At 34.6% G+C, this 25,987-nt stretch carries 15 protein-coding genes and 1 pseudogene; 1 reads left to right on the forward strand and 15 read right to left on the reverse strand.

What is annotated here, in order from left to right:
* Positions 1-9: 9 nt before the first annotated feature.
* Positions 10-1,968, reverse strand: coding sequence for a family 43 glycosylhydrolase (locus HHU12_RS02180; RefSeq protein WP_169654558.1), 1,959 nt, complete (start codon positions 1,966-1,968; stop codon positions 10-12).
* A gap of 349 nt (positions 1,969-2,317) precedes the next feature.
* The gene (locus tag HHU12_RS02185) at positions 2,318-3,397 is read right to left on the reverse strand and encodes an alkene reductase (protein WP_205959751.1); all 1,080 of its coding nucleotides are present in this window, start codon (positions 3,395-3,397) and stop codon (positions 2,318-2,320) included.
* A gap of 823 nt (positions 3,398-4,220) precedes the next feature.
* Between HHU12_RS02185 and HHU12_RS02190 the strand changes: the two genes are divergently transcribed.
* Positions 4,221-5,843, forward strand: a complete 1,623-nt coding sequence (locus HHU12_RS02190) for a glycoside hydrolase family 43 protein (RefSeq protein WP_169654560.1) — start codon at positions 4,221-4,223, stop codon at positions 5,841-5,843.
* A gap of 291 nt (positions 5,844-6,134) precedes the next feature.
* Here the strand turns inward: HHU12_RS02190 and HHU12_RS02195 are convergent, their stop codons facing one another.
* From HHU12_RS02195 to HHU12_RS02255, 13 genes and pseudogenes are all read right to left on the reverse strand, one after another.
* Positions 6,135-6,485: a hypothetical protein gene (locus HHU12_RS02195; RefSeq protein WP_169654562.1), complete on the reverse strand. Its 351-nt coding sequence runs from the start codon at positions 6,483-6,485 to the stop codon at positions 6,135-6,137.
* Positions 6,486-6,544: 59 nt separating this feature from the next.
* Positions 6,545-7,795 carry a glycoside hydrolase family 88 protein gene (locus HHU12_RS02200; RefSeq protein ID WP_169654564.1) on the reverse strand — a complete coding sequence of 417 codons (1,251 nt, stop codon included), beginning with the start codon at positions 7,793-7,795 and terminating at the stop codon, positions 6,545-6,547.
* Positions 7,796-8,089: 294 nt separating this feature from the next.
* Positions 8,090-10,549 (reverse strand): chondroitinase family polysaccharide lyase, encoded by a 2,460-nt coding sequence (locus tag HHU12_RS02205; protein ID WP_169654566.1) that lies wholly within the window; start codon positions 10,547-10,549, stop codon positions 8,090-8,092.
* 278 nt (positions 10,550-10,827) lie between these two features.
* Positions 10,828-11,676 (reverse strand): alpha/beta hydrolase, encoded by an 849-nt coding sequence (locus HHU12_RS02210; protein WP_205959752.1) that lies wholly within the window; start codon positions 11,674-11,676, stop codon positions 10,828-10,830.
* A gap of 3 nt (positions 11,677-11,679) precedes the next feature.
* A complete protein-coding gene (locus HHU12_RS02215; RefSeq protein WP_169654568.1) occupies positions 11,680-12,402 on the reverse strand; it encodes a DUF6250 domain-containing protein in 723 nt (240 codons plus the stop codon).
* Between the two features lie 272 nt (positions 12,403-12,674).
* Complete coding sequence (locus tag HHU12_RS02220; RefSeq protein ID WP_169654570.1) at positions 12,675-14,339, reverse strand: RagB/SusD family nutrient uptake outer membrane protein; 1,665 nt, start codon at positions 14,337-14,339, stop codon at positions 12,675-12,677.
* Positions 14,340-14,357: 18 nt separating this feature from the next.
* Entirely contained in the window at positions 14,358-17,501 is a 3,144-nt protein-coding gene (locus HHU12_RS02225; RefSeq protein ID WP_169654572.1) for a SusC/RagA family TonB-linked outer membrane protein, read from the reverse strand.
* 62 nt (positions 17,502-17,563) lie between these two features.
* A complete protein-coding gene (locus tag HHU12_RS02230) occupies positions 17,564-19,303 on the reverse strand; it encodes a surface glycan-binding family protein (protein ID WP_169654574.1) in 1,740 nt (579 codons plus the stop codon).
* A gap of 627 nt (positions 19,304-19,930) precedes the next feature.
* A pseudogene (locus tag HHU12_RS02235) lies at positions 19,931-20,821 on the reverse strand (IS1595 family transposase).
* Positions 20,822-20,997: 176 nt separating this feature from the next.
* Positions 20,998-22,152 (reverse strand): iron-containing alcohol dehydrogenase, encoded by a 1,155-nt coding sequence (locus HHU12_RS02240; RefSeq protein ID WP_169654576.1) that lies wholly within the window; start codon positions 22,150-22,152, stop codon positions 20,998-21,000.
* 739 nt (positions 22,153-22,891) lie between these two features.
* Positions 22,892-23,566, reverse strand: a complete 675-nt coding sequence (locus HHU12_RS02245; RefSeq protein ID WP_169654578.1) for a bifunctional 4-hydroxy-2-oxoglutarate aldolase/2-dehydro-3-deoxy-phosphogluconate aldolase — start codon at positions 23,564-23,566, stop codon at positions 22,892-22,894.
* Between the two features lies 1 nt (position 23,567).
* A complete protein-coding gene (locus HHU12_RS02250; protein WP_169654580.1) occupies positions 23,568-24,584 on the reverse strand; it encodes a sugar kinase in 1,017 nt (338 codons plus the stop codon).
* Between the two features lie 240 nt (positions 24,585-24,824).
* Positions 24,825-25,964, reverse strand: a complete 1,140-nt coding sequence (locus HHU12_RS02255; RefSeq protein ID WP_169654582.1) for a DUF4861 domain-containing protein — start codon at positions 25,962-25,964, stop codon at positions 24,825-24,827.
* Positions 25,965-25,987: the final 23 nt, after the last annotated feature.

Genomic DNA, 25,987 nt, shown 5'->3' on the forward strand with positions numbered 1-25,987 from the left:
TTAGTTTTTTTATTCAAATTTGACGTCTTTCAAATTCATCAAAAACCCGTTATTGCCTTTGAATACAATATAGATTTTCTCGTTTTTAGCCACTTGAGAATTAATGTCTGAAGTAAGATTAGTCCAGTTTTGCCATCCCCCTGTTTTTTCAATTTGGAAAGACGCTAAGAGTTCACCTTTTACATCACTTTTTCTGATTTCAACTACACCTCCGTTATTGGGTGTTGCTACACCAATCGTCACTTTCTGAGGCTGTTGATGGAATAATAAATTATTGAACATCAAGTAATCTCCATTTTCAATATAGCCCACATTTTTTCCTCCAAGTTTACATGATTCTGTCATCACACCCTCCTGATCAGAGAAGTTTGAAGCATCTATCCCTGCGAAGGCATCGTACATTTGTCTGGCTTTATCTGTACTGAAACTCACTACATCTCCACTTTCTAAAGCAGTCAGCTGATTGACTTTTTCACCATTGATATGTAAATCACCTTTTACCAATGCATCTTCTAAAAAATGTGGTGTTGCTTTATTGATTGCTTTCGCAGAATAAACCACTCCTTGATTGGGTTGGAATATAATTCTTTGTTGGGCCTGATTGAATAACTCAATGTTTGAAGTCTTCCCCAGCAATACATCATTCTTTTTCATGCATTGCATCCAATCCAACTGTAAAGTCTCCGTATTTCCTTTGAATTGGAAAGATAGATTTTGCATTCCTTTCGGTGAGAAATTCGTTTTTCCTTTCACCAATCTCCACTCTCCCTCTTTCATGGCAGGAACTTCTAGCGTAGTCCATTTTTTTCCATTTGCTGAGATTTCAATTGTTGCTTTCGTTGTTGAACTTACAAAAAGAGCCACTTGTGTAAACTTCTGTTTTTCAAAATTGATATCATGAATTTCTAACTCCGTAGCAGGCGTAATACGTTTCACTACCCAATTGATCGTTGCCGAATTGGTTTTCTCAACTTTTCCTTTTTTCAGCAGGCTATAACGGTCCACCTGAATCGCATCTTTGGCAAACAATTTCGCTATACCTCTTTGTGTTGCCTTTATCTCTGGGATATTACCATCTTCATCAAAAAAGATTCTGTCTGCACACATTGATCTTCTGTGCTTATTGCCAGAAATATCCATATGATGATAAAACAACAACCACTCTCCTTTATATTCTACAAATGAATGATGGTTAGTCCAACAGCCGTCTTTCCATCTTTCCAGTACTTTTCCTTTATATTCAAAAGGTCCTCTAGGACTATCACCGACTGCATAGGCTATTTCTTCAGACCCTTCAGGAGCATGCGGGAAAGTAAAATAATACTTATTTTTTCGCTTAAACATAAACGGTCCTTCTTTATATTTTGAAGGTAACCCTTGTACTTTTTGAGGGGTCGTTTTAATCGTCTTCATATCTTGATTCAACTCCACAAAATACAAGTTTTCACCACCTCCGTAATAAAGAAAAATACTTCCATCGTCATCAATAAATACATTGGGATCAATTCCCTCAATTCCTTCTATATAAGACTCCTCCGGCGTATAAGGTCCTGTGGGAGTATCAGCTACCGCTACACCAATTCTTCTGAAAGTACTTTTATCTTTTGGCATTGCCGGAAAATAGAAATAGTATTTTCCATCCTTTTCAATACAATCCGGCGCCCACATACCATAACTGTTCTCTTCTACCCAAGGCACAGTGTTGTGAGAAAGAATTTCTCCATGATCTTTCCAGTTTGTCAGATCCGTGGTAGAATAAACATGGTAATCCGGCATACAAAAACCATTGTTCCCTTGGATTTGAGCACATGTGGTATCAGAAGATGGAAATACAAATAAGGTATCATTCATCACTCTTGCTGTTGGATCAGCAGAAAAGCGGTGTGTGATTAAAGGGTTTTGAGCAAAAGACGTTAACGCAACGCTTCCCCAAAACAGAACGATCAGAAAGTAAAAGTTTAGTTTCATGCTGTATTTAATAATTCATTAATTCATAACTAAAGAAAAGTAAAGTACACGGAGGTTATGATGTCAAATTAAAAAATCAATTAAGAACTACATCTCCCCGCGTACTTTTTCTATTTCTCACTTCCAATTACCTACTATTCCTTAAGATAGACCCGAAAGAATTAATATGAAATTTAGTAATTTCTTAAATGCAGATTTTACCCCCCTTATTTCATTGAAATATCTCCCCGATGTATAAAAAAAGAAGCTTCCAAAAACTGTTTAAACAGTCTATGAAAGCTTCATAATTTAGAAAGCAAGTGATCTATAAGTGTCTACTGATGATTGTGAAATCTATAAAATAACAATATTAATGGGCTACAGCCACCGTGTAGTCTGTATACCCTTTTTCTCCCGGAGTGTAGAAAGTATCAAAGTCCGGTGTAGCAATTTCAGCGTTTTCTTTTAAGCGTTCCACTAAATCAGGGTTCGCAATAAACGGCCTTCCAAAAGCGACTAAATCTCCCTCTTCTGCTTCCAAAATACCTTCTGCCTTTTCTTTATCCAAACCACCGCTTGAGATAAAAGTACTTTTAAAAGCAGACTTCAATTTCTGTTTAATTGATTTTGGTACTTCAGGAGCCCCCATTCCGCTGTGGTCTACAATGTGAAGATACAAAATATCTAGCTCATTTAAAGCATCCACTAATGCTAAATATTGCTCATCGATGCCTTCAAATGGTGCTAAATCATTAAATACACCATAAGGGGAAATTCTAATACCTACTTTATCAGCACCAATCGCTTCGACTACACCTTTAGCCACTTCAACCGCAAAACGATTTCTGTTTTCTGGACTTCCTCTGTACTCATCTGTTCTTTGGTTTGTAATAGGGCTCAAAAACTGATTGATCAAATAGCCATTTGCACCGTGTAATTCAACACCGTCCATACCACTTTCGATAGCGTTTTTAGATGCAGATACAAACTCCTGTATCGCCTCTTTGATATCTGCTGAAGTCATTTCCTCTGGAACCGGATAAGGTTTATTTCCCTCTTGATCCGTGTACATTTCTCCACTCAACGCAATGGCTGAAGGTGCTACAATTCTAGCATCAGTTTCCATATTCAAAGGATGAGAAACACGTCCCGTATGCATCAACTGCACAAAGATTTTTCCTCCTTTATCATGAACAGCTTGGGTTACTTTTTTCCATCCTTCCACTTGTTCAGAAGAATAAATACCAGGAATACGAGCGTACCCCAGTCCATTTTTAGAAGGTGCCGTCCCTTCTGTAATAATTAAACCTGCAGACGCTCTTTGAGCATAATACTCTGCCATAAGATCTGTTGGAATGTTGTTTTCTGCTCTACAACGTGTCATTGGAGCCATCACAACTCTGTTTTTTAGTGCTAATGGGCCTAAAGAATAGGAAGAAAATAGTTTCATGTTTATATTATTCGTTTCTACGTGTATTGTTCAAACAAATATAACGAAATATTTGAAATATGAAAAGGAAATTGGTGGTGTTTACAAAGAATTAATCTAACTAAATCTTCGTCACCTTTCAATCGACATTTCTACAAGGTTTTCATGTTCTACTTTCAAGCTCCCTTCTTCTTCGTTTTTGTCTTAGAACAAAAAGAAGCAAAAAATTCAAGGCTTAGAAGTCAAAAGCTAAATTCCATTCCTCTCACCTAAATGATTTTAAACTCGCTTTGCTCAAACAAAAAAATCATTTTTAACGGCTCATTCCATGAAATTCTTAACGCTTTTCCCTTCAAGGCCGGGGATGTACTGCCAGACGAATTGGGTAGAAAACACTCAAGCGCAAGGTTCATTTGTATCCTACAGCTTATCAGAGATCTCCTGATTTCTAAATACTATTAAAATTCTCCCCTTCTTTTAAGATTAATTATTAGCGGGTCTGATTTTGAATTGAATTATCTTTATGTAATAGATGGGGAACGGAAAACAAGGCTAAATTACGTAAACCATGACTGAAGTCATGGGCTTTTGGGAAGCTATCCTTCTTTTCGATATTCGTAATAAATTTGATGTCTTTCAAAGGTTTATAGGGTTTTATTATTTTCTAAAATCAGACAGATCAACTGTTATGATCAAAAATATAAGGTGAGATATCTTCCCAAAAGACCATAATTTCAATTATGGGTCTACGAAAAGATAGACTATAATAATTTTATGTAATACGACACCTATTTTCTTGTGCCCTCCTACTTCAATAATAAACAACTTTTAAAAAATAAATGAAATGAAACTAAAAGCACTTTTTTTCTTACTACTAATTGTTGGATCAAACTTCAGTATTTTTGGCCAAGAGCCACCGCAAACTTTTAAGAATCCAATCATAAGCGGTTATCATCCCGATCCATCCATCTGTAGAGTGGGTGAAGATTATTACCTTGTCAACTCCTCTTTTACATGGTTTCCAGGGCTTCCAATATATCATAGTAAAGATCTTGTGAACTGGGAACAGATAGGCAATGCTGTCACAGACCCTGAACATTATGATTTTGATGGTTTAAAAGATAAACTAGGTTTATTTGCCCCTACTATTCGTCATCATGAAGGGGTATTCTACATTATCAATACGTGTGTGGGTTGTAAAATGAATTTTTACATAACGGCAAAAGACCCTGCAGGACCTTGGTCTGATCCGGTATGGCTTCCTGATGCTCCGGGTATTGATCCATCTATTTTCTGGGATGATAATGGGAAATGTTATTACACTGGAATGAACGGAATAAAGGAAAAAGATTGGCCTAATCAAACAGTGGTCTACAATCAGGAATTAGATCTCGAAAAACAGAAACTTGTAGGCGAAAGACATGAACTGACTTACGGTCATGCCAATAATGCTTCGTACACAGAAGGGCCTCACCTTTATAAAATCAATGGTAAATACTTACTACTTGTATCTGAGGGTGGTACAGAAATGAATCATGCTATGTCAGTACATCATAGTGATGATATCAACGGTCCTTTTGTTACTGATATTGTAAATCCAGTGCTTACACATAGACATTTAGGGAAAGATTATCCTTTGTACGCCATTGGTCATGGTGATTTAGTTCAAACTCAAAACGGTGAATGGTGGGCCGTGATGTTGGGGAAAAGATGGAACCACGGCATTACTACTTTGGCTAGAGAAACATTTTTAGCAAAAGTAGATTTTGAAGGGCAAACACCTTTTTTCAATAAAGGTAAAGGAGTGGTTTTACCAGAACAGAAACGTCCTGATCTACCATGGACACCTGTTCCTGAAGTACCTATTGTAGATGATTTTAATGGTGAAAATTTAGCCTTCAAGTGGTGTACGATTAGAACACCCAAAACTTCATTTTATACTTTAGAAGAGGGTAAACTGAAAGTAAAACTAAGAGCTGAAGTAATGGAAAACTTAGTCAACTCTTCACTACTTCTTCAAAGAATTACAGCACATGATTTTGAAGCCTCTACCCACCTTTCTTTCAAAACCTCAAAACAAAATGAACAAGCCGGTTTAAGTATTTACAGAACCAACGAGAACCATATCAACCTTCTAAAGGTAAAAAATGAAATTGTATTGCTAGAATCTTTTAAAGGTTCTATTACAGAAATTGCAAGAGTACCTTACAAAGGAAAAGAGGTGGTTTTGAAAGCAGTGGCAAAAGACATGAAAGTACAATTCTACTTTGGTGAAGATAAGTCTAAAATGACTCCAATCGGTGATGCAAGAAGCCTGATCGTTATTGCTGACGCTCAAGGCAATGCTCAATTTAATGGTCCTGGTGTAGGTGTATATGCCACTAGCAATGGTGTTGCCTCAAAAAATATGGCTGTTTTTGATTGGTTTTCTTATGAAGGGAAAGAGAATGAAGAAGTGGTGGATTAATTTATAATTGTAACTGGTTCAAGTGTTAAGCGATAGCATCACTTGAAATTACTTATTGTCTCCTGATTTCGAAATGAATATAAATATGTTTTAAATTCGAAATCAGGAGACTTTGCCAATATGTCATCACCAATGGTACCTATGTGCTTAACACTTGTGATATAACAATAAAAAAAGACTGAGTAAAACCCAGCCCTTTATGCAATAAAATTATGTTTTAAATTATTTCACCTAACTGCAAAGTCAAAAAATTACTGTGTTATTTTTAACTCTTTGCTCGTTTATGATTCTCTATTTATTACTATTATTTTTTCTATATTCCGCTAAAGCTTTTCTGTATTTTTTGTAGAAGTCTTTCCCTAATTTTTCTTTCACACCTTCCTCAAAAGCAGTTCTACACTCCCCTCGTGCCGTATTTAATCCTTCTTTGTCATCCGCATATTTTGCTTTAGATTCTTTGAAACAGATTTGACGATCTACCGATATTGCTACCAAAGCTTCTCTTTCCTCTTCTGTGAGTTCCATCTGAAGCTTGTCGATACTTCTTTCAGCACTCTTAAGGATTTTTGGATCAGTTGGGTCGTTTGATAATCCACTGAACAATAAACTATACACCACAAAAAATAAGGTCGCTAACTTCATGTCTGTCTTGATTTGGTAAAAAAATGATTAAAAAATGTTTTGTCAGAATGTTATTATTCTTAGAATAAGGATGACAGGTTCTTCGTCCCTGATTTCAGGTTTTTACTTCTCTGCAAAGCTTCCAATAGATAGTAATCACCATAATTCAATGGAGCGTCAACTTCTCTACGGTTAGGCCAGTTGCCTGTACAATGCTTTAAAAGAAAATAACCGTTTTCTCCTTCCTGTGCTAAATACGTATCGCTACTCAAAGAAGCAAGGCTTTTTTCGGCAAATGTAATATAAGAGTCCGATAAGTCATTTTCTACATAAGTTGACAACTCGTACAAGGCCGAAGCAACAATCGCTGCCGCAGAAGCATCTCTTTCCGCATTTGGAATATTAGGCGCGTGGAAATCCCAATACGGAACTAGATCTTCTGTAAGAATAGGATGATTCATATAATACTTCGCTATATTTTTCGCTTGTTCCAAAAAGCGATTGTCTTTGGTGAAACGATAGCACAAAGTATAACCATACAGTCCCCATGCTTGTCCTCTTGCCCATTCTGATGTATCTGAAAAGCCCTGGAAAGTACCTTTATCTCTTATATCTCCATTTTCTGGATTGTAGTCTACCACATGATAGGTACTGTAGTTTCTTCTGAAATGATGCTCCATTGTGGTCAATGCGTGTTGGTTCGCAACGTCTGCATATTTCTGATCACCCGTTTCTTGAGTAGCCCAGTACAGCAGTTCCAAATTCATCATATTGTCAATGATCACAGGGTGTTCCCAATCCAATCCTCTGTTTTGAGAAGGATCTTTGTGCCAATCCCATGAGCGTATTGTTCCTGTTTCCGGTACGAAACGGCTCATAAGGCTTTCCGCTGACTTCAATAAAATCTCTTTATAATCTTCTTTTTGTGTCAGTCTGTAGGCTGTACCATAACTACAATACATCATAAAACCGATGTCATGTGTATTTTTGGCGTATTGTATTTCCTCCAATTCTTTTAAGCGTTGCTCTGCTTTTTCTTTCCAAAGCTTATCGCCTGTCAACTCATACATAAACCAAAGTGAGCCTGGAAAAAATCCACTGGTCCAATCTCTAGGCTTTACGTAATCCACACTTCCATCTTTATGCAAAGATCTTGGAAATAATTTTTTAGGAGTTAATGAATCCGAAAGACTCAGCTGTACGCTTGCCACTGAAATTACTTTATCGTGTAAGTCCACTGGAAGTTCTTTTTGTTCTTGTGGCTGACATGAAATTGCTCCTGCTAAGAGTAATGTTCCTAAGGCCTTTTCTAGTATTGTTTTGTAAATCATAATTTTTCAATTGAGGTACAAGAGATTCTTCTTATTAAGAAAAAAACTTTATTCAATTCAAGGACATTGGTATATACTAATCAAGTATGCTTTATTAGCATTTTTATTTTGTTATTCTTTTAATTAAAAATAAGTAGTCAAACATCATTTGTTACAGAAGGTTGGAAGAGCCAACCCTAGATCATTACTCGAAATTTTGATTTTTCTTGGGACATTTAAAAACTGAAAGGATATATAAAGATTTACAGATTACAAACAACCAATAATAAAGTAAAAAGTATTTCTATCTATTTTCTATTTTTTTATCAACGTCATATCTACAGTAGCTGCATCTAGAACCTCTAAATCCAAAAGTGTGTTACCTTCTTTGTATGATATTTTTACGTTGCTATTATTTACAGAAAGATACCATTCACCTTTTAAAGTTATTTGTAAATTCTGGGTAGTACTTTCTGTATAAAGATGTTGCATACTTTTTATTTGAGAATAAGAAAGCGTTTCATTTTTAGGAATCCACCCAAGGTCTGGATTTGTAGCTACTAAATGAAGTTTGTGGTCATCCTCTTCTGTCATTATCATACAAGCTTCATCCACTGATAAAATATGATTCAAGCCTTCACCAGCTTGAAAAAATGCATAACCTAAACTAGTTTTATACTGAACAATATGAGCTGTTTTATTCTTTTGTAAAACCTTATAATACTGGTCTTTATTTTTTGACATCTTTATTATTTTGCTATCCTTGTCATCTAATAAAATTATAAATTCATAACCTAAGTCTTTGCCTAATTCGTGTTCTATCCAAGCAGTAGCAAATCTCCCTTTTTTTAATTGTCCTCCTCTATCACCAGCAAATGTTTGTTCTCCATAAGTCATTTTTACATTCCCATTCGGTATAAAATAACTATTACCATCATTTAATGTTACCCATGTATTACTTTTATTTTCTTGCAATGCTATAGGTTTTTTACCATTAAAACTTAGTTTACCATTTTTAACTAACAAAGAAGATTGAAAAAGAGTAGTTTGTAGTTTTTGTTTTTCAAATTTCCCACTAAAATTTGAACCCAATGCAATCACCAAATCATCAAACATGAAAACGGAAATATTACCTTGTACTCCAAAGTCATTCAACCCTTGATGCTTAACTGCAAAAAGACCATTATTTTTTAAATTAACTCCCCCTAAAACATACTCTTTCGAATAATAAGGCTCCTTCTTTCCTTGGTTTTCTAAAGATATATTATAATTTGTTACTCCTGGTATTTTAGTATAATCCCACCCCTTTGGACTAAAGCCCGTATGGTTATTTTTACCAAATACAAACAATGCTCCTGAAGAAAAATGGTGTCCATGATTATTCTGCTTTATACCGGCTACTTCACCATATTTAATATACTTACTCTGACCTTTTAATGATACCGAAACATCATTGTAATAATGTATCGAAGTTCCACTGTAAGGAAAAAATGTATTATAATTCCCTAAATCTAAAGTTTTACCTTGTTCCCTCACTCCTTTATTAAAAGACATTGCTTCTCCTATGTATTTAAAAGAGAGTTTTTCTTTTGAATTGATCTGAGAATAAATGTGTTTGAATGTTTCAAGATATTTTATTTTTCCAGTAGCCTGATACATTAAATAGTAGTAAGGGCTAAAATTTTCTAAGAATGTATAGTTGTTAGGAAAACGTCCTGTTAACCCCAAATGTATTTTATTATTAGGTGCAAAATAGATTAATTTATCAAAAGCATTTTCTATAACAGCTATACTTTTAGGTGACAAACTATACTCTGTCCCTTTTAGTAAATATAGTAGTAAAGCAGCGTCTTGATAAGTTGAAGAACTATAGGCTGCCATGTATGACATTTTATGGTGATACCCAGAACCATCGGGTTTAAACGTATCTGCCCAACCTGGTGCATAACTAATACACTTTTTCATATAACGTAAAAAGTGTTGCATATGTACATTTTGCTTTTCTCGGTCAGGCTCTAATAAAATGTAAGGCAAATAAAGTCGTGTTAACTTTCTAAATCCATCTGAATTAAAACCCTTGAATTGAAAACCAGGGTGCGTAATACCATTAATTTCTGGAAACCAGATTCTAGCCACCCACTTAACCATCTCAAACTCCCGACTATATCTATTACTCTTTTTTAGTTCATTTTCAAGTATCAAAACTGCATCTACATATGAAGATGCTTGATTATAAATAGTTCCTCCTAACCCTACAAAACCTAATTCATCGAGCTCTTTCCAGATAGCCAATATTTGATCTCCTTCTACTTTCATTGTATGAAGGTTAACTCCTGCTTTCCATCCATTCCTATTCATATAATCAAAAGTTGCAATAATGTAATCTAAAAACGCTTGATTGTTATAATATGGATTGAGAATAGTTTCTGAACTCGGTAATTTGTATACCTGTGCAAAAACATAAACAGCTGAAATAAATTTTCGTATTCTCACCTGAGCCTTTCTATTACTTCCATTTTTTAACTCTGAAATTTTGAATAAAACCTCTTTCTTTAACTCCTTATCTATTTGTTTTTTTACTTTATCTACCTTTGCTAATACGTTTTGTAATTGATAATCATAAAATGGTTCAGAAGTTAAACTACTATTTCCAACTTTCCACTTTATTAGTTTTTCTTTGATAGCTTCTGTATCTGGATTGGCATTTATTGTACCTGTCAACAACACAAATACTAATATAAAAGTAGTATACAATTTCACGTTAATTTTATTCATAAGTTTAGTTTAAAAACAAAAACATTATTGTTTAGATCTTAAAATATTTGGATTATAAATCATTAAAAACAACACCTTTAATTAAAGACAAGGAACAATCCCATATACTTTTTCCCAAAAAAGATAGGTTTTCTGAATTTAGACTACAACATTCAAAAAAAAACTAATGAATAATAGAATTAATAGGTAAAACACGGATGTATAGTCCTTATTAGATATTGTTTGATTTACAAATAATAAAGGATTGTAAGATTATATTTTGGAAACCTCGATTGTTACTAATTAAGTAATGGAGGAAGGTCTGTTAAATACCCCTCTTGTTTTAAAAATTTATTTGTTTCATTAAGTGTTTCATTATAAAAGTGAAGGTCTTCTTTATTGTAATTGAAGAAGCCATGTTTTCCTCCTTCGTATATTTTTAATACACAAGTACTCTTAACTTTCTGCATGACATGTTGATAATATTCAACAGTGGTTACTGGTATTAAATGGTCTTTTGTCCCTAAGAAAATAATGGTTGGAGGAGCTCCTTTTACGATGTTATGAAGAGGTGAGAAGTTTTTATACTCCATACTTACTCTATCAAATCCATAACCGCCTGGACCGTTATCAATTACTGGATTGAAAAGTACCAAAGCATTGGGTTTACAGCTGATAGACAAATCGTCATTTGAGTCATCATAACCTTCTACTAATGCTGTAGCGGCGGCTAAATGACCTCCGGCTGATCCTCCTGATGCTATTAATCTATCTGAATCGATTTGAAATTCCTTTGCATTTTTTCTAATAAAACGAACTGCTGATTTTGCATCTGCAAGTGATTGGAAAGGGGTTGAGTTATTGCTTTTTTCAACTCTATAATCAGCAAGAAAACATACTATACCTTTGTCTGCATAGTATTGAGCATGTTGTATAAATTGGCTTCGACTCCCTGACTTCCATCCTCCTCCGAAAAAGAAAACCATTGCTGGGTATTTTTCTTTTTTCTCCATCTTTTTGGGAGTGTGGATTTCAATATAAAAATCAATGGAATCAATGCTTTTGTAAATGATTTTTTCTTGTGCTACGATCTCAAAAGAGCACAGTAGTAGTATATATAGAGATAGATGGCTTATTATTCGTTTCATTCTTTAACTGCTTTTTTTCATGTAAACTTTAAAGTTTTCTATTCTCATATGATTTATCAATGTTCTAAAAGCAAACCATCCTTCTCTATATGGGGCATCATCTTTAATATCAAAAATCAATTGATCATCTCTATAATATTGTACTTTTTCACCTTTTGCTACTAGTGTAACAGTGTATGTTTTATTAGCAATGATCATAAATTTCTTGTCCCTTAAATCATGTTCTGGAAGAAGAGGTCTATCAAAGTTTCCATCATATCGTCGAAATCTTGTTCTTGTATTCCGGTAGCCACCAAGCCCCACATAATATCCTTGTAACTTATGATAAGTTTTGAACCATCCTGTTCTACTGCTGTGTCCAAACTGTAAATCTCCGTCGGGTTGATACGGATCTGTGAACATCCAAAAGCAATTCATATCACTGACTTCATCGTTGTCACCTCCTCCATCTACTATGGTAATATCATATTGGATCACTACGTCTCCTTTTAACTTCTGATTGAACCAAACAGTAGCTCCCTTCGAAACATCTATATCTAATGTATTGTCTTTGAACTGTATGTTGCTTCCTTCTTTTTGTTGTATTTCTGCTACCCAATAAGTAGAATCACCAATAACATTAGAATACACTAATTCTAAATCTTCTGTCAATGAACCTCTATCTTGAAGTAAAGATGTTGCAAATAGAAAAGCAAACAATTGGAATAATAGTGTTATTTTACTCATTATTTTTTTTAGTATTGTTATTCTTATTTAAGTATTGAGATTGGGCAGTCGGATATTCAGAAATTATTATTAATAACCCGAGAAGGTGATAAAGCAACATAATTAAGATCAAACCCTCTATTATGTTGCTTTAATTATTCCTAAGTGCTGAGTGGAATGAAAAAAAATCCAATTCCACTCACTTGAAAGTTTAACTTCATATGTGCTCTTAGATTACAGAAATATCCTCTAAAAGACCACTTAACTACCTTATTAATAATACCCTATTGTTCTTAATAACCTGGATTTTGACGAATCTTTGGATTGACATCAATCTCCTTTTGAGGAATAGGTAACAATTCGTGTTGACCTTCTATAAAATAATCTGCAGCTACGTAAGGATATTCTTTTGTACGGCTATCAATACCGTTTTCCAACTTGGCTTTCTGAGATGTTTCACGAATTTTTTTTGCTAAAATATTCCATCTAATCAGGTCGAATTTTCTTTCACCTTCACCTACCAACTCCCAAGCTCTTTCTTGTTGTAAAGATTCCTTAAATTCTCCATAACTCAATCCTTCAAGATCAGGTAACACTATCAAACCAGTTTTATCTGTAGCAGGTCTCGCTCGTTCTCTTACTAAATTTATACTCTCATAAGCTAAAGCTGTTGGACCTCCATTGATTTCATTCTCGGCTTCTGCCAGTAATAGTAATACATCCGAGTATCGGAGTATACACCAGTCAATACTAGTTTGGTTCCTTGAAATTAACCCTTCCTTGACCTTTCTTCTATCAAATTTTGCTGTAGTCCAATGATGATTGTTATTATCTGTTCTTGCTTCTTCAGTCCCATCTTTACCTACCCTGTATTTTGCAATCCCTTCAGTCAATCTTACATCTTCCTCATAATAAGTATCTACAAACGGTTTCATCAATACAATTGATGCTAATCCTCTTCCAACTTCTGTATTAGCTGCATCAATAAAAATGCCGTAGGTTGCCCCCACACCACTTGGTCTATTTAATGCAAAGTTAAACTGGATATTAAACATGGTTTCTGATGGATTGAACTCACCTAAATGCAAATCATTAAAAATTTCAATAAAGTCATCTAACAAAAAGTGTTCAGCAGAATTTTTAACCTTCAAAGCATATGTTGACGCCTCCTTCCATTTTTCATTATTTCTTACTGGATAACCTGCCCAAAATGCATATATTTTCGCTAACATTCCTTGTACAGTGGTTTTTCCAATTCTTCCATCATGATTAATTTCTGAATAGTACGGAATATAAGCTTCCGCTTCTTTCATATCTTTTTCAATCTGTTTATACACTAATTGTGATGGAGTGCGTGTAGTGCCCGTCCATCCTTCATAAGTAGTTGTAGGTTCTGTTATCAAAGGAATATCACCCCACATTCTTACTAAATTAAAATACATAAAACCTCTCAGGAATAACCCCTCACCCAACGACCTTGCAATAGATAAACTGTCTGTTACCGTTAGCCTTTCATTGATACTATTTACATAGTTTCCTGCATCATCCACTTGGTTTTTTGCAAGAAGTTCTCTACCACTTTGAATAACCCAATTGGCTCTTGTGATACCCTGATAGTGCTCCTTCCATGTTTCTTGCACGGATCTATTGAATGGTGTTACACCATAGTGAGCAATTCTTCGTCTGTCGTTGTTGAGACCTGTTGCTCTCTCTTGGGCCAAGTCCGTGTCAGCTTCACCAAATACATAAGCCATCTGCCCCCCATACATATTGCCATTTGATCCGCCTGCCAATGCATTATAAATACCATTTACGCCCATTTCCATCTGCTGAGAACTGTTATAGAACTCTTCTGCGATAAAACGATCTTTTACTTCTACTTCTAGAAAATTATCACAAGAAACTGTTCCGGTGATCACTAATACTCCAAATAGAATTTTATAAATAATTGATTTCATAAATCACTGTTATTAAAATTAAAAAGTAACATTAAGCCCCAATGTATAGCGCTTTGAAACAGGATAGGCCCCCCAATCGACACCTGCCGTAGTAGCATGACCTCTTGTATTAACATCAGGGTTCATACCTGAATAGTTAGTCCATGTAAATACATTCTGCAAAGAAGTGTATAGTCTTAATCGTTGTATATAAACCCTCTCAGAAATTTTCTTTGGTAATGTGTAACCTAAAGTTATATTTTCTAGTCTAATAAATGATCCATCTTCTACATATCGGTCCGTCAATTTATCATCTCTAGCATCTGTACTTCTGATATTAGTATTTGGGTTTTCTGGTGTCCATCTATTAGCAACATCAACATGTTTATTATAAGATTGCTGAACAGAAGGGTCAGATGTTACCAAACGAGTGGCATTCAAAATGTCATGTCCTATTTGATAGCGGAAGAAAATACTAAAGTCGATGTTTTTATAAGTCAATGAGTTATTAAACCCACCGAAGAAATCAGGAAGTGCATTACCAATCACAGTCATATCATTGTCGTCAATCACATTATCACCATTCAAGTCTTTATATTTTTCATATCCTGGTTGTACTTGAGCGATTGATGCTATCCCTGGCACGCCTTCTTTTAGTTCATATTTCTGCGTATTATGATTGTATGTAAAGTCATCCTGCTGATATAAACCATCATGCCTAAAACCCCACATCTGTCCGATTGGTTGTCCCACTTGAGCAATGTAGTTATTTGCTGGATAGTTACTACTAAAAGAAGCATAAAAAAACATTCTGTCTTCTCCAGACAATGCCATTACTTGGTTATTAATAGTAGTAAAGTTGAATGTTGTTTCCCATTTGAAGTCTTTCTTGGCTATGTTAACCGATGAAATAGATAATTCTATACCATCATTACGTACTGTTCCCACGTTTTTATAAACATCACCTACGCCACCCCAATAATAAGGTTGTTGCGCTTTAAGTAAAAGGTCTTTGTTGGTCTTTCTATACCAATCTGCAGTAACTGTGATACGATCTTGAAAAAAACCCGCATCTAGACCAATATTTATTTGCTCAGAAGTTTCCCATGTTAGATTTGGATTAGCAACATTTGAAACTCCTACTCCAGGAGCGATTGCTCCGTTAATAATTGCATTTGAAACTTCACCTAATTGAGTAACTGATTGAAAATCTGGAATATTATCATTACCATTCTGACCCCAAGAAGCTCTTATTTTTAAATTAGAAAAAATATTTAAATCTTGTATAAACTGTTCGTCTCCTGCTCTCCATGCCACTGAAAGGGCAGGAAAAGTGCCCCATTTGTTTGTGAATTTTGAAGAACCATCAGCACGAATAACACCATTTATTATATACTTATTTTTGAAAGAATAATTAAACCTCGCAAAACCAGACATTCTTCTATAATCCAAGTAACTTGAAATTGGAGCTTCTAATACTGTACCATAATCAAGCCCCCATCTTCCAAGACCATCTGTAGGCAACCCTTTTGATCCCGTTTGCATGGACTGTATAGTACGTTGCTCGAATTCTGCACCAATCACCATAGATATTTTATGATTATTGAAGGTATTTGCATAATTCATATAGTTAGAATTAAACCAAGTCGCTTGTTTTTGATCTGTTACAGAACCATAAGGTCCATTATTAAACCCTTGACGTGTTTTTTGTTTATAGAAAAGTATATCTTCTCTGTTGAGTAATCTAATTCCTGCTCTGGAATTAAAATGAAGTTTTTTTGTGAAGTCAATCTTCACTCCTCCATTAAATATCAGCTGATCTCTTTTTTGTTCTTGTTGAGTATTTTCAACAGAAATAATAGGATTAAAAAGTACATTACCACTTTCATCTTCTCGAGCAGGGTCAACAAATTGCGTTTTCAGTTCTTCATCTGTGACCATATTTCCTCCGGTTGGTCTGTAAGAAGCAATTTGGTAAAGTTGATTAAAACGATCTGAATTTCCAGATGTACCCACACCATGTTTTACTGAAGCAGTATACGCTACATCTGCATCAACTTTCAACCATTTCTTTTGCTGTGAATTTATTTTAAGCCTTAAATTATTTCTCTTAAAACCACTATTTACAAATAGTCCTTTTTCATCAAAAAAGCCATATGAAAACCTATATCTTGTCTTCTTTGTTCCCCCGGATGCAGTAATATTATGAGACTGTAGAGAAGTGGGTTTAAATACCTCGTTTTGCCAATCGATACCATCATAACCAATATAATCATTTAGTGTTTGGAAACGATAAGGAACACCATTCTCATCTACTCCTTCTTGGAAATACTGACGGTTTGATTCAGAGTCTTGAGTATCAAGCTGGTATTTAACAAAATCATAAGGCTTCATCATACTTAAACGACCATCCATTTCATTACGGCCAATTTTTATATCATAAGTGACAGATAGTTTCTCACCATCATCCAAACCTCCTTTTGTCGTAATCAGCACTACTCCATTTGCACCTCTTGAACCATAAATTGCCGTAGCAGAAGCATCTTTTAAGACCTCAATTGATTTAATATCATTGGGATCTATACTGTCCATCCCCCCATCATAAGGAAAACCATCTACTACATATAAAGGGGTATTGCCTTGCGTAATTGAACCCATTCCTCTAACAGAAATATTTACAGCTCCACCTGGCTCCCCGTCAGTAGTAGACACCGCAACACCAGCAACTCTTCCAGAAAGCATTTGTTCTACATTGGAGCTAACGCTTTTAGTAGCTTCCGTCATATCTACAGGTGACATCGCAGTTGATACTTCTCTTTTTTCAACCTCTCCATAACCAATGACAATCACTTCATTTAGTTCATTGATATCTTCTTCCATAGTAACATCAATTGTGGTGTTTTTACCTACAGTAAATGTTTTATCAACTAACCCGATAAAACTGAAAACTAACACATTCCCTTCTGTTACTTTCAATTGATAATCACCATCAAAATTTGTTACAGTTCCTATGGTAGTTCCTTGAATCCTCACTGATACTCCTGGAAGTGAATGACCTTCGACATCAACTACTTTTCCCTTTACATAAACTTCTTGTGCTGTTGTAATTAAGCTTATAAATAGTAATAAATTGAGGAGTATGAACTCAAGGAGATAACTTTTTTTATTGTCTCGTATATTCATAAGAGCATGATTATTATATTGTTGATTTTTTATGATATTATATTAAGTGTTTTAAATGGCAATTATTTTGAAATAATCACCAAAGCTGGTATATGCACTGGATGAAGTTCCCCTCCTGTGTAAATTCTATATGTAAATGTATAAGTACCAGGTTTGAATCTTACAGGGTCAATCATAAAGTTGGATGCTTCTTCTAATGTAACATTATCACTATTACTAGGCACGTTACCATCTTTATACATCCAAGTTCTAAAAATTGTCCATGAAGTACCCATTTCTAAATATTCCATTACAGCTAGTCCATCACCTTCTGATTGAACACGATCAATTTTAGCCTCACGGTATACACCATCAATTTCTCCTTTAAATTCAAAGTATCTCATTTGAAATAATTCAAGCTGAGGAATTTCATCACCGATATAATATCCTCTTCCTGGAGTAATATGCTCTAATGTTTTACCATAGTCAATACGAACAGTATCAATAACAGGGTGCACAATGTCACCTCTCAAGTCACTATTCTTAGAATTATTCGTAAGATCTGCCATTGCTACTTGATAATCAGCAAAAGAGTCTAACCTTGTTGAACTTGTGGCTTTAATTCTTAGCTTTTTCACACCTTTTGTTAAGCTAGCAGAATTTGTTGCGTCTAATTGAATCTCTCCTTCAGGTGTGATAGAAAAAGCACTATTTTCATTATTACCTACGATCTCATAAGTAGCGATTTCAAATCCTTCTTCAACAAATGGTTTTGAACCTTGAAAAGAATCACCAATCAATACGATAGTGGAAAGGATATCTGTTTGATCATATGTAATTTCAAAGTTTTTTAGTATTTCAATACTCAAAGCTTTATCAAAAATAGCTTCACCGATTTCATTTTTAGCTATAATAGTAATATCATAGGTTCCTATATCTAAGAAATGACCTTCTTGTAATGATATAACTCCTGTGCTTGGATCAATTGTAAAATCTTGATAAATCAAATCTTCATTAGCAATCTGAAATTCGACTGGGGTAATTGTTGTTTCATCCAAAGTTGGTGCATCTGAAGTAAAACTTTCTCCTAAACTCAAAGTTACTTTTTCAGGTGCATATTTCAAGCCTTGAGGCATTCCTTCTAAAGAGCGAACCGTAATTTCTAAGGCTTCGCTGAAAATTGACTGTTTTCCATTTGACGTAACTTTCACAGGCACCTTATATACCCCATAAGTAAGTTTATTGTTATTGGACAAAGCAATTACACCGTTTTCCTCATTAATGGTAAGATAATCGAAGGCAGTAGTTGGTAGTAATTGAAAATCAAAAGTCTCTAAGCCTTTTATTGTAGGTGGTGCTGTAATAAACCCTTCACCTTTCTCTACAGTAATTTTCGATGGTGTATATACTAATTCATGAGGAGCCCCTTCTACAATGTTTAGGGAGAATATATCAGAAAAAGTATGCTTCAAAGTACCGTCATTAACAGAAATATCAAAAGTGTACTTCCCTATAGGAATTGTAGTACTTGATAAATTAGATATTATACCAGTAGTATCATTGATAGTAAATTCATCACCTTCATAAATAAATGAAGTATCTCCTTTGCTATAGGTAACCTTATCAATAAAAAAGTTATTTAAATTGATCGATTTTGAAGGTGCAAAGGAGCTAAATGTACTCCCATAAGCGATGTCTTCAATATCCATATAGGCTAGAAAAATATTTGGTTTGCTTTCTTCCGACTTATTGCAAGATGACATAAACCCTGTCATAAGTAATGGAATACAAATTATTAAATAGTTAAAAAGTTTTGATCTCATATGAATCAATTTTAAAGAGTAAAAACTAAAAAATACATACTTGTGATTTGTATATATAACACTTATTACATTTGTGAATTTACAGAGTACCTACTCTGCAAACAATCGGATAAGGAACCCGTTATACGGAAAGCGATTTGCTCAGTATGTATGTCGGTTTGATAGGTAAAAAAAATAAGTGTTAAAAGCTTGGTTCACTCTAATTAAAACTAGGCTTAAATAAAAATACGTTAAATTTATCAAAATAAAACCGTTGCAAATTTAAAAAAGTTATCGTTGTAATCTATAAAAAACGACTTAAAAATGTACACCAACACCCTTTTTCAATAACACTAAAATAAATATTCCTTTTCGTAATTAATTAGGCATAAAAAGAACACAGCAAAACAAACACTATAACAAATTGATGTATTGACACTTATATAACCAAAAGAAATAAAAACATTAAGGCACTACTTGCAAAACAATAAGACTAAAAATGGGAATGCCCAAGGTAAAGCATTAAAACATAAGAAATAAAGTTGATATACTAAAATTCAAACAAGTTTAACATTATATTAGCATTCAACGAAAAAAATGTTAAGATACTTTTTCAAAAAACAAAAGAATTTATGCTTATCCGGAAGTTTAACAGTATTGATGTTCAATTGCAATAATTGCTCTATCAAATAACCTATCACCGAAATACCTTCTATTGTGTTTATAACAAAACTTATCAAGGTATTTCTGTAGATATTTCACCTTTATATGATGATATACACCAAGGAATGTACGTTTGGCATTACTTATTGCAATATGAACCAGACCTAATTTGTCTTTAAATAACCTTTTGTAGATTTTTCAGCAAAATGGTATTCTACAAGGTCTCCAATATCAACATAAGATGCACTTTTATCGGAAAATACGACAGATGTATCCTGAATATTTTCTTTGATATATTCAAATGAGTTTCTAGCACCTTCATTTTAAAGTATCTTCATTGGTGATACATAGTGTCATTATCTATATCTTCTTTAGGTACAGATTCTGCCATAACTGCTACATTTTATTGTTTTTGGCTACCTTTACCTCTCTTCAAATCGGTAGATTCTGGAACTCCAGTTGTAAAGTAACCTTCATCAAATTCAACCATATCTTCCAATATATAAAGTCCATCTCTTTTCCCCATCACTTCTCTAATTTTATGCATCATACGCCATATGCTTTCATATCGAGAATGGTTTAGTTGACGCTGTACTTCTTTCGCCGCGAGATCCCCTTCTTGGTCATCTTTATAAAAGCACTTGCCAAATACCACTTACGAATTGAGATTTTACTACCATGCATTATTGTTCCACTACGAAGAGTCGTTCTGAAATTACAGGAAGAACACTTCCACTGTTTGATAGCTTTTAACCAAAAATGTTTCTTACAACCATATTTTTTACAGGTAATACCTTCTTTTTCTCGAGTTGACTTAAAGTGCTCAATACACGACTGCTCGTCAGGGAATATTTCTGTGAATTCTAATATTTTCATAACTTTTAATTTAGTTTCTGAAACTAAATTAAAAGCACAGAGCATATTCTAAGTACGTACTGTTATTTAAGCGGATAAGCATAAAAGAATTAATTGATTTTATAAGAAAAAAGGACAAAATACCGTGTTATTTACTTGTGATTGATAACACGATATTTTCTCCTAATATGTACTACTTACATTGCCTCCTTAAAAAGTTCTACAGCATCTTCAATAGTCACTTTCCTTGGATTGCCAGGCGCACAAATATCTTTCAATGCATTTTCGGCCATCAATTCAATATCTTCCTCCTTAACACCCAAAACACCAATCCCAGATGGAATATCTACTTTCTTTGTTATTGATATAACAGTTTCAATGGCAGCCTCTGCACCTTCTTCATCTGTCATACCAGTAATATCTACCCCCATGGCGCTTGCAACATTTTTCAATTTTGGAGCACAAACTTTAGCATTGTAACGCATAACGTGAGGTAAAAGTACTGCATTAGCCACCCCATGAGGAATATCATACTGACCTCCTAATTGATGTGCCATAGAATGTACAAAACCTAACCCTGCATTAGAAAATGATTGCCCTGCAATAAACTGAGCCCAAGCCATCTGGCTTCTTGCCTCTAAATCATTACCATTTTCAACAGCTTTTACTAATGACTGAGAAACTAGCTTAATTGCTTGCAGTGCCAAATCGTCAGACCAATGAAAAGCACCCACAGTAATATACGCCTCAATAGCATGTGTCAAGGCATCAATACCAGTAGCTGCTGTCAATGATTTCGGCATTCCAAGCATTAATTTTGGATCATTTACCGCAATTGAGACAAGACAGTTTTTATCAGCCATTACCATTTTAACATTTCTCTCTACATCAGTAATAACGTAATAAATTGTCACTTCACTTGCTGTACCAGCTGTAGTATTAATCGCAATGATTGGAGTAGACGGGTTTTTAGAAATATTTACTCCTTCATAATCTGCTATATTCCCTCCATTGGTTGAAAGAATACCAATTGCCTTTGCTGTATCTTGTGGAGACCCTCCTCCTAAAGAAACAATTACATCACAATTTTCATCTTGAATTTTTTTCAAACCTGAATGCACATTTTCAATAGTTGGATTGGGCTGTACATTATCATAAATAACATACTCTAATCCCGCTTCTATCAGCAAATCACCAATACTTTTAGCCATTCCTAATTCATTCAGTGCCTTATCTGTCACTAATAATGCTTTTTTATAAGGCAGATCTTTTAATTCTATCACTAATTCTTTTAAGGAATCAGGCCCAACCAAACTCAACGGTGGCAAATAGATACGTTTGCTTTCTAGCATAGTTTTATAAAATAATTTATGAGCATCCTGCTCGTGAAAAATCAATATCTTTTAAAAAAAAATTAATAGATAGTCGAATACAAATTCATATAAATAGAGCTAACGCTTTTGAATTATTTTATGAATTACGATTTATAAAATAATTACGAAATTTTATCCGTTTCAATGATAATTCAATACCACAAACCTGAAGGAAGCATACAGATAAATAATCAAAAAACATTAATATTTTTAATATCAATTAATCTACATTTATGATTGTTAGTTTTTCTTTTGTCTATTAATATTCACTTTAAGTTATTCTCTTACTCATTAGACCTGTAGATTAATTATTGCCACCAAATAATCATGTTAATAAAAGTCAAGACTGTTAATTCATTAATTTTATTTTACAAATAATCATCTTTTTTTGAAGAAAGCCTCTTTGTAATTATTTTGGTATGTGATTATTTTTCAACATAAAAAAAATACTCATTCATAGCGTATCCAATAAAACGAATACAACCGAATGAGTACTTTAAAAGTATGAATAAAATGAAATGAATATATATATATCGTTATATGCTGTTATCAGGGCTTTTTCGTTAAAATAAAAAACTAATACCTAGCGCAAGTGTTAAGCCGAAGGCGTCACTTGTGCTTATAAATGTAATCTTTTTTCAGATATAGGTCCAAGTCACGCTTTCAGCTTAAGACTTGAACCAGTTTCAGGTTTTATGAAAAAGCCCTGATGCTGTTATTATGCTGTTTTGAAAGTTTTAATATCGCTTATCACCTTCTCTGTCAGACTTCTGATCCCTTCCACATTAATTGCTCCTGAAGGATCTTTAACAATTAAATTAGAGCCAATACCAACGCAGTGAGCTCCAGCTTTAAACCATTTTTCTAGGTTCTCTTTTTCTGTGGTTACACCTCCCGTTGGCATAATGTTAGACCACGGGCAAGGGGCTTTTACTCCTTTGATGAAATCAGGACCTCCTACTTGTTCCGCTGGAAAAACTTTTACGAGTTCTACTCCCAATTCTTCTGCTTTACCAATTTCTGAAATGGTGCCACAGCCAGGGCTTACCGCTATTTTTCTACGGTTACAAGCTTTAATAATTTCTTCATTGAAGAGCGGGCTTACAATAAAATCAACTCCCATTTGGATGTACTGCAATGCGGTGTAAGGTTCTACTATAGAGCCGATTCCCAACATCATATCAGGAAGTTCTGCTCGAACATAATCGAGTAACTCCTTGAAAATGTCTTGTGCTCCATCACCCCGGTTGGTAAATTCAAATACTCGACAACCTCCTTCATAAGTGGCTTTCAAAACTTGTTTGGCCACCTCTACATTGGGGTGAAAAAATACGGGAACCATTCCAGTTTCCCCCATTTTATTAAAAACTTCTATTCTTGTATACTTTGACATCTTATCGCTGAACTAATCCGCTATCTTGACCTTCCATTAATCTTAATACTTCATCTAGTTCACAGATCAAGGCGTCTCCTTTGATACTGTGTTTTAAACATGAACTAGAACCTGCAAAATTGACCACCTTATCCAAGTCACTTTTGAAGTGCTGTAAACCATAAATCAAACCTGCCATTAATGCATCTCCTCCTCCTACTCGGTCCAACATATTTGGCATATCAAACCAACGGGATTGATAGGTTTCAATGCCGTCAGTAATCACACATGAAATGCGATTGTGGGTAGCAGAGAATGATTGTCTTAGATTGGTTGCTACATACTTCAGGTGAGGGAATTGTTCTTTTATTCTTTTTGGAACATCCTCATAACCATCATTTTCCTGGAATTGAGTTCCAAGTAAAATAGAGGCATCATTTTTTCCTCCTAGAACAATATCTGATGCTTCAATAAGGGGAACCATCCATTTTTGAGGTGCGTCACCATACTTCCAGAGCTTGCTTCTGTAATTTAAATCGCAAGAGACCGTAATCCCTTTTGATTTTGCAATCCTTACACCTTCAAGACATGCTTTGGCCGCATCTTGTGATAAAGCAGGGGTGATGCCAGAATAGTGAAACCAATCGACATTTTCCAATACTTTATCCCAGTCAATCATACCGGTCTTCAAGGTTGACATTCCTGAATTTGCTCTGTCATATTCAATATTTGAGCCTCTATCACCAATTCCCACTTCCAAGTAATATGTTCCTAGGCGATCTCCACCTTCAAAGGAAGGATTCGTGTCAACATTGTTATACTTCAGAAATTTAAGTGCTGATTTCCCTAAAAAGTTAAATGGTAAACGAGTGAGGTAAGATGTTTCTCCTCCCCAATTCGACAATGCAATAGCCACATTGGCTTCTGCTCCACCATAATCTATATTAAAAGAGGTTGATTGCTCAACTCTTAGGTGTGACGGGGTAGACAACCTTAATAGCAACTCTCCAAAACAGAGTGTTTTAAAATTGTGATTCATAGCTTAATGATCTTTTGAGAGGATAGTCCTCTAAATGGTATTACTTGGTGGTTTAGTTTGGTAGTCTATCGCAAGTGTTAAGCCGATAGGCGCCACTTGTGATTCGTAATTGGCGAAGTCTCCTGACTTCAAAATGAATAAACATAAAGTATTTTATTCGAAGTCAGGAGACTTCGCCAATGTTCAGTTCCAAGTGATGCTAACGCTTAACACTTGAAACATAGTGGGATGTTCTATTTACTAATTGTAAACTTCTACTACCAGTGGTGTTTGAATTTTTTCTGCATAAAATGCTAAGTAATCATTCCACTCTTTTTCTGAAGTGAATTGCTTGCTTCTTTCCCATCCATACCCGACGTAATAGCTTAATTCAGATAAGTTAGGTTTTGATAAAACCATCAGGTGACTTGCATCTTTATGGTCTACTTTTCTTTCGAATGCCTTTTGTACATGTTCTTTTGGAAGTACAATTCCTACACCCAAATGGTCTTCATCTATTTCTTCCCAATAACTGAAAACACCTTCTTTTTCAGCCATAAATGTTTTCCCTTTTTTATCATGCAATGTAATGCCAATACCTACTGATGGTAACGCTGATGCACTGCTGAAAGTAGATTGGAAATGACAAAGGTTACTTCCTAAATCAAGGGTTACTTTCTTCTCTTCTGTCACCTTCTGACCGTTTACATCCCATGGCTTGTATTTTAATTTAAATACCGTTCTGATTGGTCCTTCAGAAATGGTTTCATATGAGGCGAAGTTCTTAGAAGTATAAAGTGAATCATTCAACCAAAAACCAATTCCTCCTGCTCCTCTACTTACACCTACGTGGTATGGATCATAACCTTCTCCTGAGTCAATATGGTAAGCCCCTTTTTTCTCTTCGTTATTTTTATACCATTTGTTGATGATAGGATAATCTACTCTCTTCAACCATAAATCAATACCTGAAGTTAATGTTCCTCCCGGCTTTTTATTTTCAGCTCTTTGCTGTGCATCAGGACCAAAAGTTCTGAAAGCGACACGGTCATTTTCCCATGCGTAATCATCCGTACGCTCCGGTACAAATCTAGAGTAAGTGGACTTTTGAGATTGCGGTTGTTTCTCCCCTTTTTCTAAAGGTCTAACCACAAATTCTAATTTTGCATTAGGATTGAAATCTGCTTGAAATATCCATTGGTCTTGCTGTCCATTTCCATTTTCATCAATCCATTGATTGAGTAAAAGGTCTCCCGTTTCTTTATTGAAAATTCCTAAATTAGAATATCCATGTTCATCAATTAAACTTTTGAATTGACTAGGATCTAATTCAATTGTTTCATGTGTTCTTTCAAGGTTGGTAGGGTTGTGGACAGAAATTGTCAATTCTTGTCTTTTCATACATCCCCCCAATAACAGCGACA

Source organism: Flammeovirga aprica JL-4 (genome assembly GCF_012844305.1).
GTDB classification, from domain to species: domain Bacteria; phylum Bacteroidota; class Bacteroidia; order Cytophagales; family Flammeovirgaceae; genus Flammeovirga; species Flammeovirga aprica.

What these genes read in the sequence shown, in the direction of transcription:
- HHU12_RS02180 (WP_169654558.1), bottom strand. Translation starts at nt 1,968, where the DNA reads ATGAAACTAAACTTTTACTTTCTGATCGTTCTGTTTTGGGGAAGCGTT.
- HHU12_RS02185 (WP_205959751.1), bottom strand. Translation starts at nt 3,397, where the DNA reads ATGAAACTATTTTCTTCCTATTCTTTAGGCCCATTAGCACTAAAAAAC.
- HHU12_RS02190 (WP_169654560.1), top strand. Translation starts at nt 4,221, where the DNA reads ATGAAACTAAAAGCACTTTTTTTCTTACTACTAATTGTTGGATCAAAC.
- HHU12_RS02195 (WP_169654562.1), bottom strand. Translation starts at nt 6,485, where the DNA reads ATGAAGTTAGCGACCTTATTTTTTGTGGTGTATAGTTTATTGTTCAGT.
- HHU12_RS02200 (WP_169654564.1), bottom strand. Translation starts at nt 7,795, where the DNA reads ATGATTTACAAAACAATACTAGAAAAGGCCTTAGGAACATTACTCTTA.
- HHU12_RS02205 (WP_169654566.1), bottom strand. Translation starts at nt 10,549, where the DNA reads ATGAATAAAATTAACGTGAAATTGTATACTACTTTTATATTAGTATTT.
- HHU12_RS02210 (WP_205959752.1), bottom strand. Translation starts at nt 11,676, where the DNA reads ATGAAACGAATAATAAGCCATCTATCTCTATATATACTACTACTGTGC.
- HHU12_RS02215 (WP_169654568.1), bottom strand. Translation starts at nt 12,402, where the DNA reads ATGAGTAAAATAACACTATTATTCCAATTGTTTGCTTTTCTATTTGCA.
- HHU12_RS02220 (WP_169654570.1), bottom strand. Translation starts at nt 14,339, where the DNA reads ATGAAATCAATTATTTATAAAATTCTATTTGGAGTATTAGTGATCACC.
- HHU12_RS02225 (WP_169654572.1), bottom strand. Translation starts at nt 17,501, where the DNA reads ATGAATATACGAGACAATAAAAAAAGTTATCTCCTTGAGTTCATACTC.
- HHU12_RS02230 (WP_169654574.1), bottom strand. Translation starts at nt 19,303, where the DNA reads ATGAGATCAAAACTTTTTAACTATTTAATAATTTGTATTCCATTACTT.
- HHU12_RS02240 (WP_169654576.1), bottom strand. Translation starts at nt 22,152, where the DNA reads ATGCTAGAAAGCAAACGTATCTATTTGCCACCGTTGAGTTTGGTTGGG.
- HHU12_RS02245 (WP_169654578.1), bottom strand. Translation starts at nt 23,566, where the DNA reads ATGTCAAAGTATACAAGAATAGAAGTTTTTAATAAAATGGGGGAAACT.
- HHU12_RS02250 (WP_169654580.1), bottom strand. Translation starts at nt 24,584, where the DNA reads ATGAATCACAATTTTAAAACACTCTGTTTTGGAGAGTTGCTATTAAGG.
- HHU12_RS02255 (WP_169654582.1), bottom strand. Translation starts at nt 25,964, where the DNA reads ATGAAAAGACAAGAATTGACAATTTCTGTCCACAACCCTACCAACCTT.